The organism is Bradyrhizobium sp., assembly GCF_016213215.1.
GTDB lineage: Bacteria > Pseudomonadota > Alphaproteobacteria > Rhizobiales > Xanthobacteraceae > Bradyrhizobium.
The window spans coordinates 53,944-69,622 of sequence record NZ_JACRAW010000021.1; the positions used below are offsets into that span (position 1 = coordinate 53,944).

At 64.8% G+C, this 15,679-nt stretch carries 17 protein-coding genes and 1 riboswitch; of the genes, 7 read left to right on the forward strand and 10 right to left on the reverse strand.

The features are described from left to right. Positions 1-22: 22 nt before the first annotated feature. From HY852_RS05280 to HY852_RS05290, 3 genes are read right to left on the reverse strand one after another with little or no spacing between them, the layout of a single operon-like run. The gene (locus tag HY852_RS05280; RefSeq protein ID WP_291603144.1) at positions 23-1,411 is read right to left on the reverse strand and encodes an ATP-binding protein; all 1,389 of its coding nucleotides are present in this window, start codon (positions 1,409-1,411) and stop codon (positions 23-25) included. Positions 1,412-1,432: 21 nt separating this feature from the next. Then, entirely contained in the window at positions 1,433-2,161 is a 729-nt protein-coding gene (locus tag HY852_RS05285; protein ID WP_291603145.1) for a response regulator transcription factor, read from the reverse strand. Next, complete coding sequence (locus tag HY852_RS05290) at positions 2,158-2,700, reverse strand: MarR family winged helix-turn-helix transcriptional regulator (protein WP_291603146.1); 543 nt, start codon at positions 2,698-2,700, stop codon at positions 2,158-2,160. The genes HY852_RS05285 and HY852_RS05290 overlap by 4 nt, the downstream gene beginning before the upstream one ends. Before the next feature lie 336 nt (positions 2,701-3,036). Between HY852_RS05290 and HY852_RS05295 the strand changes: the two genes are divergently transcribed. The 5 genes from HY852_RS05295 to HY852_RS05315 all read left to right on the forward strand — a co-directional run bounded on the left by HY852_RS05295 (position 3,037) and on the right by HY852_RS05315 (position 7,414). Continuing rightward, entirely contained in the window at positions 3,037-4,116 is a 1,080-nt protein-coding gene (locus HY852_RS05295) for a branched-chain amino acid aminotransferase (RefSeq protein ID WP_291603148.1), read from the forward strand. Between the two features lie 307 nt (positions 4,117-4,423). Next, entirely contained in the window at positions 4,424-4,951 is a 528-nt protein-coding gene (locus HY852_RS05300; protein ID WP_291603151.1) for a DUF2314 domain-containing protein, read from the forward strand. Positions 4,952-5,098: 147 nt separating this feature from the next. Next, positions 5,099-6,577 (forward strand): histidine--tRNA ligase, encoded by a 1,479-nt coding sequence (gene hisS / locus HY852_RS05305; RefSeq protein WP_291603153.1) that lies wholly within the window; start codon positions 5,099-5,101, stop codon positions 6,575-6,577. Positions 6,578-6,686: 109 nt separating this feature from the next. Further along, complete coding sequence (locus HY852_RS05310) at positions 6,687-6,890, forward strand: 2-hydroxymuconate tautomerase (protein WP_291603154.1); 204 nt, start codon at positions 6,687-6,689, stop codon at positions 6,888-6,890. Between the two features lie 128 nt (positions 6,891-7,018). Beyond that, positions 7,019-7,414 (forward strand): thioesterase family protein, encoded by a 396-nt coding sequence (locus tag HY852_RS05315; protein WP_291603155.1) that lies wholly within the window; start codon positions 7,019-7,021, stop codon positions 7,412-7,414. Here the strand turns inward: HY852_RS05315 and proC are convergent, their stop codons facing one another. Next, the gene (gene proC, locus HY852_RS05320; protein ID WP_291603157.1) at positions 7,415-8,242 is read right to left on the reverse strand and encodes a pyrroline-5-carboxylate reductase; all 828 of its coding nucleotides are present in this window, start codon (positions 8,240-8,242) and stop codon (positions 7,415-7,417) included. A gap of 208 nt (positions 8,243-8,450) precedes the next feature. Next, positions 8,451-8,951 carry a YbjN domain-containing protein gene (locus HY852_RS05325; protein WP_291603158.1) on the reverse strand — a complete coding sequence of 167 codons (501 nt, stop codon included), beginning with the start codon at positions 8,949-8,951 and terminating at the stop codon, positions 8,451-8,453. Between the two features lie 384 nt (positions 8,952-9,335). Then, positions 9,336-9,486: riboswitch (FMN riboswitch) on the forward strand. 76 nt (positions 9,487-9,562) lie between these two features. Between HY852_RS05325 and HY852_RS05330 the strand changes: the two genes are divergently transcribed. Further along, positions 9,563-10,222 carry a 6,7-dimethyl-8-ribityllumazine synthase gene (locus HY852_RS05330; protein WP_291603160.1) on the forward strand — a complete coding sequence of 220 codons (660 nt, stop codon included), beginning with the start codon at positions 9,563-9,565 and terminating at the stop codon, positions 10,220-10,222. Between the two features lie 146 nt (positions 10,223-10,368). Here the strand turns inward: HY852_RS05330 and HY852_RS05335 are convergent, their stop codons facing one another. The 5 genes from HY852_RS05335 to lgt all read right to left on the reverse strand — a co-directional run bounded on the left by HY852_RS05335 (position 10,369) and on the right by lgt (position 14,972). After that, a complete protein-coding gene (locus HY852_RS05335) occupies positions 10,369-11,322 on the reverse strand; it encodes a ribose-phosphate pyrophosphokinase (protein WP_291603161.1) in 954 nt (317 codons plus the stop codon). A gap of 164 nt (positions 11,323-11,486) precedes the next feature. After that, positions 11,487-12,113 carry a hypothetical protein gene (locus HY852_RS05340; RefSeq protein WP_291603163.1) on the reverse strand — a complete coding sequence of 209 codons (627 nt, stop codon included), beginning with the start codon at positions 12,111-12,113 and terminating at the stop codon, positions 11,487-11,489. Positions 12,114-12,222: 109 nt separating this feature from the next. Beyond that, a complete protein-coding gene (gene pgeF / locus HY852_RS05345) occupies positions 12,223-12,990 on the reverse strand; it encodes a peptidoglycan editing factor PgeF (RefSeq protein ID WP_291603165.1) in 768 nt (255 codons plus the stop codon). Continuing rightward, the gene (locus HY852_RS05350) at positions 12,987-14,051 is read right to left on the reverse strand and encodes an SAM-dependent methyltransferase (protein WP_291603173.1); all 1,065 of its coding nucleotides are present in this window, start codon (positions 14,049-14,051) and stop codon (positions 12,987-12,989) included. Before HY852_RS05350 ends, pgeF begins: the two co-directional genes overlap by 4 nt. 78 nt (positions 14,052-14,129) lie before the next feature. After that, positions 14,130-14,972: a prolipoprotein diacylglyceryl transferase gene (gene lgt / locus HY852_RS05355; RefSeq protein ID WP_291603166.1), complete on the reverse strand. Its 843-nt coding sequence runs from the start codon at positions 14,970-14,972 to the stop codon at positions 14,130-14,132. Positions 14,973-15,215: 243 nt separating this feature from the next. Between lgt and HY852_RS05360 the strand changes: the two genes are divergently transcribed. Continuing rightward, positions 15,216-15,500: an accessory factor UbiK family protein gene (locus HY852_RS05360; protein ID WP_291603168.1), complete on the forward strand. Its 285-nt coding sequence runs from the start codon at positions 15,216-15,218 to the stop codon at positions 15,498-15,500. The last annotated feature ends 179 nt before the right edge of the window (positions 15,501-15,679 follow it).

The window sequence follows — 15,679 nt, forward strand, 5'->3', positions numbered from 1 at the left end:
CGGCAGCCGGCGCGGCGCTCGCTCACACGGGGATGCGCACGATCGCGCGCAGGCCGCCCGTCGGGCTGTCGGCCAGCATGATGTCGCCGCCATGCGAACGGGCAATGTCGCGGGCGATCGCGAGCCCAAGTCCGGTGCCGCCCTCGTCCTGGTTGCGGGCATTGTCCAGCCGCAGGAACGGCTTGAACACTTCCTCGCGCATGTGCGTCGGAATGCCCGGCCCGTCGTCGTCGACGGTGACGGTCAGATAGCGGTGATCGCGATTGCCTGTTATCGCGATCGTCTTGCCGTGTTTCGCCGCGTTGGAGACGAGGTTGGCGAGGCAGCGCTTGAACGAGGCCGGCTTGACCGTGACCACGGGCAGGCCGTGGAACGAGACGGTGGCAGCATGGCCGTGGCGCTCGGCGTCGCTGCGCAATTCCTCCAGCGCCTGCGCCATGTCGGTCGGCTGGGCCTGCTCGCCGGTGTCACCGCGCGCGAAGGCGAGATAGTCCTCGAGCATCATCGACATCTCGTCGACGTCCTTGCGCATGCCGTCGAGCTCGGGACTGTCGCCGATCAGCGCGAGCTCGAGCTTGAATCGCGTCAGAATGGTACGCAGATCGTGCGAGACGCCGGCGAGCATCGCGGTGCGCTGCTCCATCGCGCGCTCGATGCGCGACTTCATCTCCAGGAAGGCGATCGCGGCACGCCGCACTTCGCGGGCACCGCGCGGGCGGAAGTTCGGGGCCTCGCGCCCCTTGCCGAAGCTCTCGGCGGCATCGGCCAGCCGCAGGATCGGCCGGATCTGGTTGCGCAGGAACAGCACCGCGACGATCAGGAGGATCGACGAGGTGCCCACCATCCAGAACAGGAAGATCTCCGAGTTCGAGGCATAGGCGGCGCTGCGCTGCGCGAACACGCGCATGATAGTGTCGTCGAGCTGGATGCGGATCTCGACCAGGTTGGAGCGGCCGACGGTATCGATCCAGAACGGCCTGCCGATCTGGCGGCCGAGCTGCACCGACAGCGTCTGGTCGAGCAGCGAGAAGAACGGCTTCGGCCCGGGCGGGGGCATGTCGCCGGCGGGCAGGAAATCCACCACCAGCCCGAGGCGCTGCTGGGCGATTCGCTTGATCTGGTCGCGGTCCTTGTCCTGCGGATAGCCCTTGTAGACGTCGATCAGCGCCGCGACGTCCTGGACCACGGCCGCCGACAGGCGGCGCGTCACCGTGTTCCAGTGCCGCTCCATGAACACGAAAGCGACGACCGACTGCAGCACCACCATCGGCACAATCATGATCAGGAGTGCGCGGGCATAGAGCCCGGTCGGCATCCAGCTCTTGAACGCGTTGCCCATCCAGCCGTTGGCGGCGGAGACGCGGTCGGCGGCGCTTCGCAGCAGCGTGAGACCAGTGTCGAGGGTGCTCATCAGGGACGCTTCATCGCAGGCTTAAGGTGTGGCGACCAGCCGGTAGCCGATGCCCCGCACCGCCTGCAGGAAAAGGGGATTGGCCGGATCGCGCTCGATCTTGCGCCGCAGCCGGTTGATCTGCACGTCCACTGCGCGCTCGTTGACGCTGCCGTTGCCGGTGAGCGCGCTGCGCGGCACGGTCTCGCCGGGCGCCAGCGCCAGAATGCGCAGCATCTCGCGTTCGCGGTCGGTGAGATGAACGACCTCCTCACCCTGGCGCAATTCACCGCGGTCGATGTGGAACACATAGGGGCCGAACGCGACCTTCTCGAGCACCTCCGCCTGTTGCGGCGCAGTGCGTTTCAGGATGTTGCCGATGCGCAGCGCAAGCTCGCGCGGCTCGAACGGCTTGGCCACATAGTCGTCGGCGCCTATCTGCAGGCCTTCGATTCTGGCCTCCGCCTCGTGGCGGGCCGTCAGCATTACGATCGGCACCGTGGAAGACTGGCGGATGGCGCGGGCGAGATCGAAGCCGCTCTCGCCCGGCATCATCACGTCGAGGATCAGCAGGTCGAAGTGCAGGCCTTGCAGCTTGGCGCGCGCGTCGCTCGCGCTCGCCGCCGTGGTGACGCGGTAGCCTTCGCTGCAGAGAAAGCGCGACAACAGATCTCGGATGCGGCGATCGTCGTCGACCAGCAGAAGGTGCGGGGCGTCGTCAGCCGGGCGGGTCGGTGTGCGCGTGAGGGTAGCGGCGAGCGGCACGGTCATTCCTTTGTGCTTGCGGTGCCGGCGGCGAAAATCGCCTCCAGCACCTTGTCCGGGTCGTCGCGGTCGATCATGGCGCGCAAAAAGTGCTTCACCGTCTCTGCGCCGGCAGGCCCCATATCGGCAAGCGCCTGGTTGATCCTCTTGGTCTGCAGCCCGGCGAGCTTGGCCACCAATGCCTCGCCCTTTGGAGTGGCGTAAAGCAGGCGCTGGCGGCGGTCATTGTTGCCTGTTTTCTGCAGGATGTAACCTTCGTCGAGCAACTGCTTGAGCACGCGGCCAAGCGACTGCTTGGTGATGCGCAGGACATCGAGCAGGTCGGCAACCTTCAGGCCCGGGTAGCGGTGGACGAAATGCATGACCCGATGGTGGGCCCGGCCGAAGCCGAAGGCTTCGAGTTCGTGGTCGGGATCGGCGACAAAGTCGCGGTAGGCAAAGAACAGCAGCTCGATGATATCCCAGCGCAAATCGCCCTCGCGGGGGGCAGCGGGGCGGGCCTCGGCTGCGTCGGATGGGGCGTTCGCGAAATTTATGTCAGCCATATTGACGTATCTTGGGTTCAATGTTACAAAACGATCAGCGCGTACGAAATTTTAGATCGTTTCGTTCGTGGTGACGTTTTCAACTGCAACGCGGCCGGGGAAGCCCCACACAGGCAGCAACGGCCGAGTCGATCTACCGTGAGATTGTCGAGCGGCATTTCGACAAACATACTGGACTTCCGTTTCCCGCAAAAGCATGTCCTCTGCGGCATGCTCGCCAGTGGGAACCCGGCCCTGAGAAGGCTGGTGATGGTGAAGTCCAGACCTATTAAGCCAGCAGGTCCAGGCAGGCCGGCGCCAGAAATCGCGCCGATGCCGACAGCGGGAGGCAACGGAATGAGTTTGAAATTCGAAATCCAGCCTGCGAGGAATCCGACGTCCGAGAGCGAGCGCGCGGCAAGGCTCGCGGACCCGGGCTTCGGCCGGATTTTCACCGATCACATGGCTCTGGTCCGCTACAATCAGGCAAAGGGCTGGCATGGCGCATGCGTCGAAGCCCGCGCCAATTTCCCGCTCGATCCGGCCACAGCCGTCCTGCACTACGCGCAGGAGATTTTCGAAGGCCTCAAGGCCTACAAGCGCGACGGCGGCGGCGTGAACCTGTTCCGCCCCGACGCCAATGCCCGGCGCTTCCGGAGTTCGGCCGAGCGCATGGCCATGGCGCCGCTGCCAGAGCCCCTGTTCATCGAAGCGGTCGAGCAGCTCGTGCGCATTGACCGCGCTTGGATACCAGGCGGCGAGGGCAGTCTCTACCTGCGGCCCTTCATGATCGCGAGCGAGGTCTTCCTCGGCGTGAAGCCTTCCGCGGAATACATCTTCGCCGTCATCGCCTCGCCGGTCGGCTCCTATTTCAAGGGCGGACCTGCGCCCGTGTCGATCTGGGTGTCGGAGAACTACACGCGCGCCGCGATCGGCGGCACCGGCGCCGTCAAGTGCGGCGGCAACTACGCCGCGAGCCTGCGCGCGCAGGCCGAGGCCATCGATCACGGCTGCGATCAGGTCGTTTTTCTTGATGCGCTCGAGCGCCGCTACCTCGAGGAACTCGGCGGCATGAACGTCTTCTTCGTGTTCGACGACGGTTCGCTGCTGACGCCGCCGCTCGGAACGATCCTGCCGGGCATCACCCGCGATTCGATCATCGCGCTCGCTAAGGATTCCGGCACGCGCGTGCGCGAGGAGGCCTACACGATCGACCAGTGGCGCACTGATGCCGCCAGCGGAAAGCTGAAAGAGGCTTTCGCCTGCGGCACGGCGGCCGTCATCTCGCCTATCGGCAAGGTGCGTTCCGCGCGCGGCGATTTTCTCATCAGCGGCGGCGCGGCCGGCCCGGTCGCCATGGGGCTGCGCAAGAAGCTGGTCGACATCCAGTATGGTCGGGCGGCCGATCCGCACAACTGGATCAGAAAGGTCCTGTGACCGGCGGCGGAATTATTCCGCCGCATTATCCACGTTCTATCTGCCTCCGTCATTCCGGGATGCGCCGAAGGCGCAGGCCCGGAATCCATAACCCCAATCGTGGTTATGGATTCCGGGCTCGCCGCTCGGCGGCGCCCCGGAATGACGGAGGGGAGTTGCCAACCAGTGATCTCTTGCCGTGGGATTACCGGTGAACTCTCTGACGCGGTTGCACGACAAAGCCTCGAACGCATCTGGACAGGCGCCGGCTTGGTGATGTGCCGCTCCGCTGCCGCCGCGGTTTGCCGGCTGACTTGGAATCGTGATCATGGCTTCCACTCTCTCCACACCCTTTAAATGGGCGGTGCTTGTCGCCGTTACCGGCGTCACGGTCTTCGGCATCGTGGCGATCGGTCCACAGACCAAGAGTCAGGCCCAGGACCGCTCGCCCGTGATCGACGTTCGCACCGCCGACCCGGAGATGAACGCGGCGATCGCACGCGCGCGCGCCACGCTCCCCACCTTCTGGGCCTCTTACGATGCGCCGAAGCCGTCGGAAACCGGACACGCCCTCAAGGCGCGTTTTCCGACCAGGCGCAACGACGGCGAGCACATCTGGATCAACGACGTGAAGAAGCTGCCTAACGGCGGCTATTCGGGACGGTTCGCCAATGCGCCCCGCGACTTGCCGGGCAAGAAGGATGGCGACACGGTCGAGTTCAAGGAGTCCGACATCTCGGATTGGATGTTCTTGCGTAACGGCAAGATCGTCGGTGGCGAGACCATCAAGCCTCTCCTCAAGACCATGCCGAAGGCAGATGCCGATGCCCTTCGCGCGCGGATGGAAACGCCGTAGGCAATCGAGCACGTTCCGGTCAAGAACTTGCAGTTGCGGCCAGCCTCAGGGGTGGGCTAAGCGAAGCGCGGCCCGCCCCCTTTTGCTGGTGGGCACGGCGCTACAAGCGCCTTTGCCCGTCGTCCTTAAGCTGATACCAACGCGCCCATGGCTGAAAAACCCAAGAAACCCTCGAGACTGAAAGCGCGCCTGCCGCGCGGGCTGGCCGATCGGGCGCCTGCCGAGATTGCCGCGACGCGCGCGATGCTGGAAAAGATCCGCCTCGTTTACGAACGTTACGGCTTCGAGCCGGTCGAGACGCCGGCGTTCGAATATACCGACGCGCTGGGAAAATTCCTGCCCGACCAGGACCGCCCCAACGAGGGCGTGTTCTCGTTCCAGGACGACGACGAGCAGTGGGTGTCGCTGCGCTACGACCTCACCGCGCCGCTGGCGCGCTATGTGGCGGAGAATTTCGACACGCTGCCCAAGCCGTATCGCAGCTACCGCGTTGGCCACGTCTTCCGCAACGAGAAGCCGGGCCCCGGCCGCTTCCGCCAGTTCACGCAGTTCGACGCCGACACGGTCGGCTCAGCCTCGCCCGCGGCCGATGCCGAGATGTGCATGATGGCGGCGGACACCATGGAGGCGCTCGGCATTGCCCGCGGCTCCTATGTGGTGAAGGTCAACAACCGCAAGGTGCTTGACGGGGTGCGCGATGCGCTCGGCATTGCCGATGATCATCAGTGGTTGACCGTGATGCGCGCCATCGACAAGCTCGATCGTTTGGGACCGACGGGTGTCCGGCAACTGCTCGGTGAAGGCCGCAAGGACGAGTCCGGCGATTTCACCAAGGGCGCAGGGTTGAAAGAGGACGACATCGCGCTCGTTCTCTCGGCCATCGAACAGGATCAAGCTGCGCCGACCGATGAGCGGCTGCGCAACAGCGTCATCGGGCAGCAGGGCCGTGAAGAGCTCGATCAAATCAGCAAGCTCGTCGCCACAGCGGGTTACGGCGAAGACCGCATCAAGATCGATCCGTCCGTCGTGCGTGGCCTCGAATACTACACCGGTCCCGTCTACGAAGTTGAACTTCTGCTCGACACCAAGGACGAGAAGGGCCGTCCCGTTCGCTTCGGCTCGGTCGGCGGCGGTGGCCGCTATGACGGCCTCGTCTCGCGCTTCCGCGGCGAGTCGGTGCCGGCGACCGGCTTTTCGATCGGTGTCTCGCGCCTGCAGGCGGCGCTCACGCTGCTCGGCAAGATCGACACGCGACCCGACTTCGGTCCCGTCGTCGTCACCGTGTTCGACCGCGATCGCGTCGCCGACTACCAGAAGATGGTTGCCGCCTTGCGCAACGCCGGCATCCGCGCCGAGCTTTATCTCGGCAATCCGAAGAACATGGGCAACCAGCTCAAATATGCCGACCGGCGCAACTCGCCTTGCGTCATCATCCAGGGCACGGATGAGAAGGCGAAGGGCGAGGTGCAGATCAAGGACCTGATCGAGGGCGCCAAGGCGGCGGCGGCGATCGCCTCCAACCAGGAGTGGCGCGAGAGCCGCCCGGCACAATTCTCGTGCAGGGAAGATGAACTCGTCGCCAGGGTGCGCGAGGTGCTGGCGCGCCATGAGGTGAAATGGGGTTAGCCATTCGCTGCGATGCGGACGCGACGGCTTGTGCAGGGCATCCGCGTCTTGTTTGATAAGGGAGCCCGACGGCCGAAAATACGGTCGCGACAGAAAGGGAGAGCGCAGCATGCCTGAGGTCACCATCAATCTCGCCGCCGGCCGCACCGAGGAACAGAAGAAGGCCATGATGCTCGACATCACCCAGGCCGTGGTGAAGCATACCGGGGTCGATCCGGAAGCCGTGGTGGTCCAGATCAACGAGGCGCCGCTGCACAACAAGATGAAGGGCGGGAAGACCTTCGTCGAACGTGCCGCCGCGCAGAAGAAGTGACGCGTACGCGTCATTCCGGGATGCGCCGACAGGCTCACCCGGCATCCATTTATCCACGGAAAGATGGATTCCGGGCTCGCGGCGCTGCGCGCGCCCCGGAATGACGAACTGGTTATTTGCGGGGTAGGATGGACGCACGCGAGCACATCAAGATCGGCATGAGCGCGGAGCGCACGCTGGTCGTGCCGCCGGAGCGCACGGTCGGCCACTTTGTTCCGCACATGCCCTTTGTCTATGCGACGCCGATGATGATCCTGGAAATGGAGATGGCCTCGGGCGACGCCATCTCCCGGTATCTTCAACCAGGCTGGATCACCGTCGGCACCGAGGTCGATGTTCGCCATCTGGCAGCTTCCCCGGTGGGCGCGACGATCAGGACCACGGCGAGGGTGATCGAGGTCGAGCGGCGCGTGATCCGCTTCGAAGTTGCAGCCTTCGACGGCGAGCGCAAGATCGGCGAGGGCCGCCACGCCCGCGGCCTTGTCAACTACGAGAACTTTTCCAAGCGCATCGGCCTGAAGTAATTACTTCGCCAGCTCCTTCGAACGCCTTGTCGCCGCGGCGATCGCGCGGATCATCAATCCGCGCATTCCGTCCCGGCCCATCAGCACCTCCAGCGCGGCCGCGGTGGTGCCGCCGGGCGAGGTCACGTTCTTGCGCAGCGTCGCGGCGTCAAGTTCGGAGCGATGCAGGAGTTCGCCGGAGCCGGCAACGGTTTCGCGCGCGAGCCTGGCTGCGAGTGCTTCCGGCAATCCGGCCTCAACGCCGGCGCACGCCAGTTCCTCCGCGAGCAGGAATACATAGGCCGGGCCCGAGCCGGACACGGCGGTGACCGCGTCCATCAGCGCCTCGTCATCGACCCATTCGACAGAGCCGATGGCGCGCAACAACGCGTCGGCGACGTCACGCTGGGTGGCGCTGACATTCTTCGCCGGCACCGCCACGGTGATGCCGCGGCCGATCGCGGCCGGCGTGTTGGGCATCGCGCGCACCACCGCGCCGCCGACGATCTCTTCCAGCGCGGCGATGGTCGTGCCGGCCATGATCGAGACGACCAGCGTGGTGGAGGAAACGAGGGATTTGAACGCCGGACCTGCCTCGCGAAACGATTGCGGCTTCACCGCGATGACGAGCGTCTCGACAGTCCCGGCATCCTCGGGGGCGGGATTGAGGCGCACGCCCCTGGCGGTGAGCGCGCCGATCTCGGGTGAAGGCGAGGGTTCGATCACCACGACGCGGCGCGGATCGAGTCCCTGCGCCAGCCAGCCGGTCAGCATCGCGCCGCCCATCTTGCCCGCGCCGCCGAGCGCGATCGTGCCGGTGATGTTCTTCAAGGCGCTGCTGTCTGTCATCGGTGCCGCCATACATGACCCCGTCGCCCCCGCGAAGGCGGGGGCCCATAACCTCAGACGGTTTAGTTTATGGAGGTGTCTGCAACAAGCGCTGTGCGACACCTCGATATCCCGCGGTATGGATCCCGGATCGCGCTCGCTGCGGGACAACGCTTTCGCGCTGCCCGGCGCTCGCTTGTCCGGGATGACAGCCGTGAGTGCGGCGAACCTACGCCTCGCCCATGGTATCGAACATTGAGGCGTCGAGGGCCTCCGGGGTCGACTTGCCGGCCCAGACCACGAACTGGAACGCGGGATAGTAGCGTTCGCACGCATGGATGGCGCCGCCCAGCATGGATTGGCATTGCCCGACCGATGCCGTGAGGCCGCCGGGCAGCACCAGGGCCTGGCGGTGCATGATCATCCCGGTGTGGGTCCACAGGTCGAAATGGCCGATCCATAATTGCTCGTTGATCGCGGCAATCAGCCGCTGCACTTCCGGAAGCCGCGCCTGTGGGATCTTCATGTCGAAGGCGCAGGCCAGATGCAGCGCCTCGAGGTCGGCCATCCAGGTGAAGGAAAGCTGATAGTCGGTCCACTCGCCCTTGGAGACGATGGTGAGTTCATCCTCGCCGGAACGTTCGAACGGCCAGTTGTTGTCGGCGGCGATATCCTCGACCACCGCCAACGGGTGGCTCCGGGAATCGATAATGCCTTCGAGCAGGGACATGCCGTCTCGACCTCTTGCATTGGCAATGTGTGGTACGCACGCGACAGGTTTTTGGCACGTTGCTCCCTTTCCGCGTCGCTCCTACGTTCGGATCGGCGCGGACCTGTCAGCGATCAAGTGATGTGATTTGCGGAATCCGCGCAACGGGGGGGCGAATCCGTCCACAGCCAAAGGCGCGATCTTCCACAACTGATCTCTGTCACGATTACCAATTTGAGAACAAACCGGAATCGGATTTGGGAGTTCGCCTTAATCGTTAATATTCCAGCCGGTGGGAGGGCCGCGACGCTCCCGCGGCATGGGACCATGCGGATTCGCCGCACGGAGCCTCCTTGCTGGGACGCCGGTCCGGCGTCATAGTTCCCTGGCTGCTCATGTCGGGCAGAAAGTTCTCAGGGCGGGGTGAAATTCCCCACCGGCGGTAAGGGCGGTCAGCCCGAGCCCGCGAGCGCCTTCTTTCCGAACGGGAGAAGGGTCAGCAGATTCGGTGCAAATCCGAAGCCGACGGTCAAAGTCCGGATGAAAGAGAACGGTCGAAGGCTGCCCGCGTCCAGGCGCGGCGGTTTGTCGTTCCGTGTGCCCTGATTCTGGTCCTTTGGAAGAGGAAAACCATGAATCAGATGTCGCAAGAACCCCAAGTGCAGACCTCAGAATCCCAGAGCTCCGAAGGCCAGACCTCCGAAGCCCGAACCGCCGACGGCCAGGTGCCCCACGTTAGGGAGTCCCTTCCGGAGCCTCAGGTTCAGCCGCCGCCGCTTGCCTCGGCGCCGCCGCCGCTCCCTGCGGAGCCGCCGCCGGTGCCCCAGCATCCGCGTTTCGCCAAGCCGCAGCGGGTCGCCCTCGTGCAGTCTTCCTGGCACCGTGAAGTGGTCGAGGAGGCGCGCGTCGCCTTCCTGAAGGAGGCCGAGGCGCGACACCTCACCAACATCGACGTGTTCGAGGTGCCCGGCTCGTTCGAAATCCCGCTGCATGCGCTGATCCTGGCGAAGACGCGGCGCTATACCGCGATCGTCGCCGCGGGCCTCGTCGTCGACAATGATTTGGTCGCAGACACCGTGATCAAGGCGCTGATGGACGTGCAGTTGCGCACCGAGGTGCCGGTGTTCTCGGCGGTGCTGACGCCACAGCAGTTCCGCGAAACCGAGGTGCACTACGATTTCCTGCGCAAGCATTTCGCCAGCAAGGGCGTCGAGGTTGCGGAGGCCTGCGCCAACACGCTGCTCAGCTTCGAGCGCCTGCGCGGCCAGGTCGCGGCGGGGATCGTGGGGTAGGCAGAAGGTTGGTGCTCGTCATTGCATTGCGAGCGAAGCGAAGCAATCGAGACCGCATCCGCGGTGACAATCTGGAATGCTTCGTTCGCTTCGCTCCTCGCAAGACGGACGTAGGAAGACGCCGCGCTCAGCGCGAAAAGAAGACCCTAGTCGAACAGGCTGGACACCGACTCTTCCGCCGCGGTGCGGGCGATCGCCTCGGAGATCAGGCCGGCGATCGAGAGCGCGCGGATGTTCGGCGACTTGATGATCGCCTCCGTCGGCTGGATCGAGTCGGTGATCACCAGCTCTTTCAGCCTCGAGGAGGTGATACGGGCGGCCGCGCCGCCGGACAGGACGCCGTGGGTGATGTAGGCGTAGACTTCCTTGGCGCCGTTGGCGATCAGCGCATCGGCGGCGTTCACCAGCGTGCCGCCGGAATCGACGATGTCGTCGATCAGGATGCAGGTATAGCCGGCCACGTCGCCGATCACGTTCATCACTTCGGATTCGCCCGGCCGCTCGCGCCGCTTGTCGATGATCGCGAGCGGCGTGTTGATGCGCTTGGCAAGCCCGCGGGCGCGCACCACGCCGCCGACGTCGGGCGAGACCACCATGACGTTGGTGAGGTCGAAACGTTCGCGGATGTCGCGCACCATCACCGGCGAGGCGTAGAGATTGTCGGTCGGGATGTCGAAGAAGCCCTGGATCTGGCCGGCATGAAGGTCGAGCGTCATGACGCGGTCGGCGCCGGCGTGGGTGATCAGGTTGGCGACCAGTTTGGCCGAGATCGGCGTGCGCGAGCCCGATTTGCGATCCTGACGGGCGTAGCCGAAATAGGGCACGACCGCGGTGATGCGGCGCGCCGAGGCGCGGCGCAGCGCATCCGTGATGATCAGGAGCTCCATCAGGTGGTCGTTGGCCGGATAGGAGGTCGACTGCAGGATGAAGACGTCCGAGCCGCGGACGTTTTCCTGGATCTCGACAAAGATCTCCATGTCGGCGAAGCGCCGAACCACGGCCTTGGTGAGCGGCAGGTCCAGCCCGTTGGCAATGGCCTGGGCCAGCGCCGGATTGGAATTGCCGGCGACGAGCTTGATGGAGCCGTTCTTGGCCGACATCGACATTTCCCCCCGCGCTTTGGATACGATGTTCAGCATATCGGAATACCCATGGAGCACGGCCTTAGACGCGCGAGGAGATATCAGGCGCAAGGCTCCGCTGGCAACCCGTGGACGGGGTTTTCCTGCCCAAAACCCCGAATCCGGACAACGATTGGTCGGGATTATTGCTCGGCGTAGCCGAGCGCCGCGACGGGTATTTCGCGCTCAACGGAGGGCAGATCGGCGCCTGCAACCGTGGGTCCACGTCGCCCCAAGCCGGGCGCCGGCGCCGGCGCATCCTGCGGGGTTCCATTGATCATGTTGGAAAGTCCGCTGAATCCGGCCTGCGCGATCTTGCGCAGTACCAGGTCGTCGGCGGCAGCCCAGGGATCGCGTCCGGCCGGCTTGCCGGTCGGTTCCTCACCGGACAGTCGCAGCGCCCGCTCCTGGTTCTGATCGTAAACGTCCCAGACCCAGGCGATCACGCTTCGGCCGCGGATGACCTGGGCGGAGAGATATTCGCGCACGCGGTAGGCGGCGGTCCCCTCGCGCGAGACAATGACGAGGCTTCGCAGCTTCGATTCCGTGTCAAGCACGCTCACCATGCGGTCGAACACGTGCGGCGGCGGCCCGTCGATCGACTCGAAGGCGATGGTCGGCCCGCTTGCCGGGGCCATCGCAAAGGAGCTGCTGGACGCGTTGTTGCCGGCACAGCCACCGAGCATGGCGCATGCGGCCAGCACCAACACCGCAAACGCGCGCGAGCGGATCCGGCTCGCGCTGAGCACAAGTTTTGACGCGTCCCTCATTAGGTTGGAGCGATATCGTTAAAACCGATTAACGTCTAGGGCAGACAGGCCACACTCCGGGGCAGGCCGGTGTTGTCGCTTTGACTTGGGCGAAGTCGGCCGGTCGGGGTCAACCTTCGAGCGCAATAGCGTGGACGTGACGGCCGTAGTCCGGCTCCTTGCGATGCACAGAGCGCCGATAGCTGAAGAAGCGCTCGTCGGCATAGGTGTCGAGACCGAGATCGTCGACCATCAGGATCCCGGCGTTTTCCAGTCGCATGCGGATGTAGCCGGCGAGGTCGAACATGGCATGGCCGTCGCGGGGGGACGGCAGGAAGAACAGCGCGTTCTCAGCGTCCGCCTCGATGAAGCGCTGCACGAATTCGCTGCCGACCTCATAGCTCTCCTGGCGGATCAAGGGGCCGATCGCGGCGATCATGCCGTCCCTTGCGGCCCCTAACCCTTCCATGGCCTCGATGGTGGATTCAAGGATGCCGGTGAGCGAGCCCTTCCATCCCGCATGCGCCGCGCCGATCACGCGTGCAGTGGGATCGGCGAACAGGATGGGACCGCAATCGGCCGTGGTGACGCCGATGGCGAGCCCCTCACTGCGCGTGACGATGGCATCCGCCTTCGGGCGCGCGCCATTTTCCCACGGGCCGCTTGCAATCACCACGTCGGGCGAATGGACCTGGTACAGGCTGAGCAGGTGTCCGGGCGCAACGCCAAGCCGTTCCGCCATGCGGCGGCGGTTCTCGGCCACGGCGGCGGGATCGTCGTTCGATCCGGTGCCGCCGTTGAGACCGGCATAGACGCCTTCGGACACCCCGCCCTCGCGGGTGAAGAAGGCGTGGCGCACGCCGGGGATCGCCGAAAGCAGCGGCGAGGCCAGGCTCATCGCTCAGCTCCTTCGGCCTGCTTCTCATCGCTCAGTCCCGCCAGCGACGTCAGACCGGGCGCGGAGATGCCCAGCACCTTGAACATCGAGCCCATGCCGCCGCGTCCGGGGTCGGTCAGGCGTTTCAAGGCTGCCGAGATGTCGCCGGAAACCTCGGCGGTGGCCTTCTGCATCAAGGTGAGCGCCCTGGTCTCGATGCCGAGCCGCTTAAGGAATTCACCCTGGGTGACCGGGCCGTGCACCCGGGCACCGACGTCCTCGGCGGCGCGCGCGAGCGCCTGGAAATCGACATGGGCGGTAACGTCCGCCTGACCCGGCGCCTTCAAGGGATCGGTATAGGTGTGCCGCGCAATCGCCTGAAACGTGTCGCCGGCGTCGCTGCGCATGTGACCGTAATCGATGATCAGCCCCGCGCCGCCCTGGTCGCGCACGCGCGTGGCGAGCTTCATCATCTCGGCATCCGGACGCCACTCGAACACGGCGCCGGTGGGAGCCGCGCGCACCAGAGGCGGCAGCAACACCTCGAAGCGCGGGATCGGATCCTCGGCCGCGTCGAACACGAGCCTGCCGTTGCTGTCGAAGTTGATGACGCGCTCGTGCCAGCCGGTCTCGCGCCTGACCACCTGGTGAATCGGCAGCACGTCGAAATATTCGTTGGCGAAGATGATGCAGGGGCCCTCCGGCACGGCGTCGATGGTGTCGTGCCAGGCGATGTTGCGCATCGCGGACAGCATCGACTTCTGCTTCTCCCGCAGCACGGGGTTGACCTCGACGAGGTGTACGCTGAGCGCCTGGTAGAGCGGCGGCACCACGCGCATGGCGCGCAGGACGTCCGCCATCATGGTGCCGCGCCCCGGGCCGAGTTCGATGAGCCGGAGCATCGAAGGCGAGCCGATCGCCTTCCACACCGATGCGGCCCACAGCCCCAGGAGCTCGCCGAACATCTGACTGACTTCCGGTGCGGTGGTGAAATCGCCCTCCCGCCCCAAGGGATCGCGCGAGACGTAATAGCCGTAGCGCGGGTGCATCAGGCACAGTTCCATGTACCGCCACACCGGCATCGGACCGGACGAGGCGATCAGCTTCTTGATCTCGGAAAGGAGCGGAGAGGTTTCGGCCACGGCCTGCTCTGGAACGAATTAACGAACGGCTTCCGCCGGCTTCGGCGCCGTGCGGCGCACGGCCATTACCATAGTGATTGCGCCGACAATAACCATGGGGACCGACAGCAGCATACCCATGGTGAGGCCGCCCCACAGAAATCCGAGCTGCGGGTCGGGTTCGCGGAAGAGCTCCCCGACGACGCGGGCGAGCCCGTAGATCGCGATGAAGCTGCCGAGGATCAGTCCCGGCCGCCTCAACGCACCGAAGCGGATCATGATGCCGAGTACCGTGAACAGCAGGATGCCTTCAAGGCCCGCTTCGTAGAGCTGGCTCGGATGGCGCGGCAGCGGCCCGCCATTGGGAAACACCACGGCCCAGGGCAGGCTGGGGTCGGCAGCGCGGCCCCATAGCTCGCTGTTGATGAAATTGGCCAGCCGCCCGAGGAATAGCCCGATCGGTCCGACCGCGGTGGTGACGTCGCCGAGCGACAGGATCGAGATGTTGTTCCTGCGCGCGAACCACATCACGGCAATGACGCAGCCCAAAAATCCGCCGTGGAAGGACATGCCGCCCTTCCACAGTTCGAAGATCTCGAGCGGATGCTGGATGAAGAAGGGCAGGTTGTAGAACAGCACATAGCCGGTGCGGCCGCCGACGATGATGCCGATGGTAACCCAGAGGATGAAGTCGTCCATCTGGGGGAGCGAGATCGGCGCCGGCCCGCCCCACAGCTTCTCGTTCTTGAGCAGCGAGCGCGCATAGATCCAGCCCAGGACGATGCCGCCGATATAGGCCAGTGCGTACCAGCGGATCGCGAAAGGTCCGATCGCGATCGCGACCGGATCGAAAACGGGAAAGTCGATCAGAAGAAGGGGCATCAACGAGTTGCTCTACCACCCTTGATCGGGATTTTGATGTGCTGGTTGACCATGCCGTTGTCCTGCGCCCTGTGATTCTTGCAGCTGATTCTTGCAGCCCGCGATCCTTTCAATACGATTGCAAGTAAACTGCAGCATGACAAGGCAAGGGTGGGGCGCCTTCAAAGCCCCTTGAAGCGCCGCGTCGGGATCGCCATTGTCTGATGCGAAGCAGGTTTGTTCCACGCTACCGGAGATTTCGCCATGACCCAGACCACGAACCGGTTTTTCGACGAGATCGGACGGTTGATGAACGACGCCGCCGGCGCGGCGCAAGGCGTCAAGCGCGAGGTCGACTCGGTGCTTCGCAACCAGGCGGAACGGATCCTGAGCGATATGGATCTCGTCAAGCGCGAGGAGTTCGAGGCGGTCAAGGATATGGCCCGACTGGCCCGCGAGGAGAATGAGTCGCTGAAACAGCGCCTTGCCGTCCTGGAAGCCAAGCTCGGGATCGCCCCCGCCGTCAGCAGCATGCAGACGGACGGCTAGGTTAACGGGTGTCTTCCGGGGCGCGACGACGTCGCGGACTAGCTGTGAACTTTCAGGAGGTTGTCCATTCGGCCCTGACCGGGAACTCTGAAGTCGCCAAACACCAGCGATTCGCGGAGAACCGAATGGACGTCCACAAGAATGCTCCTCTGACCCCGAAAGGTCGAGAGGCGATGGCG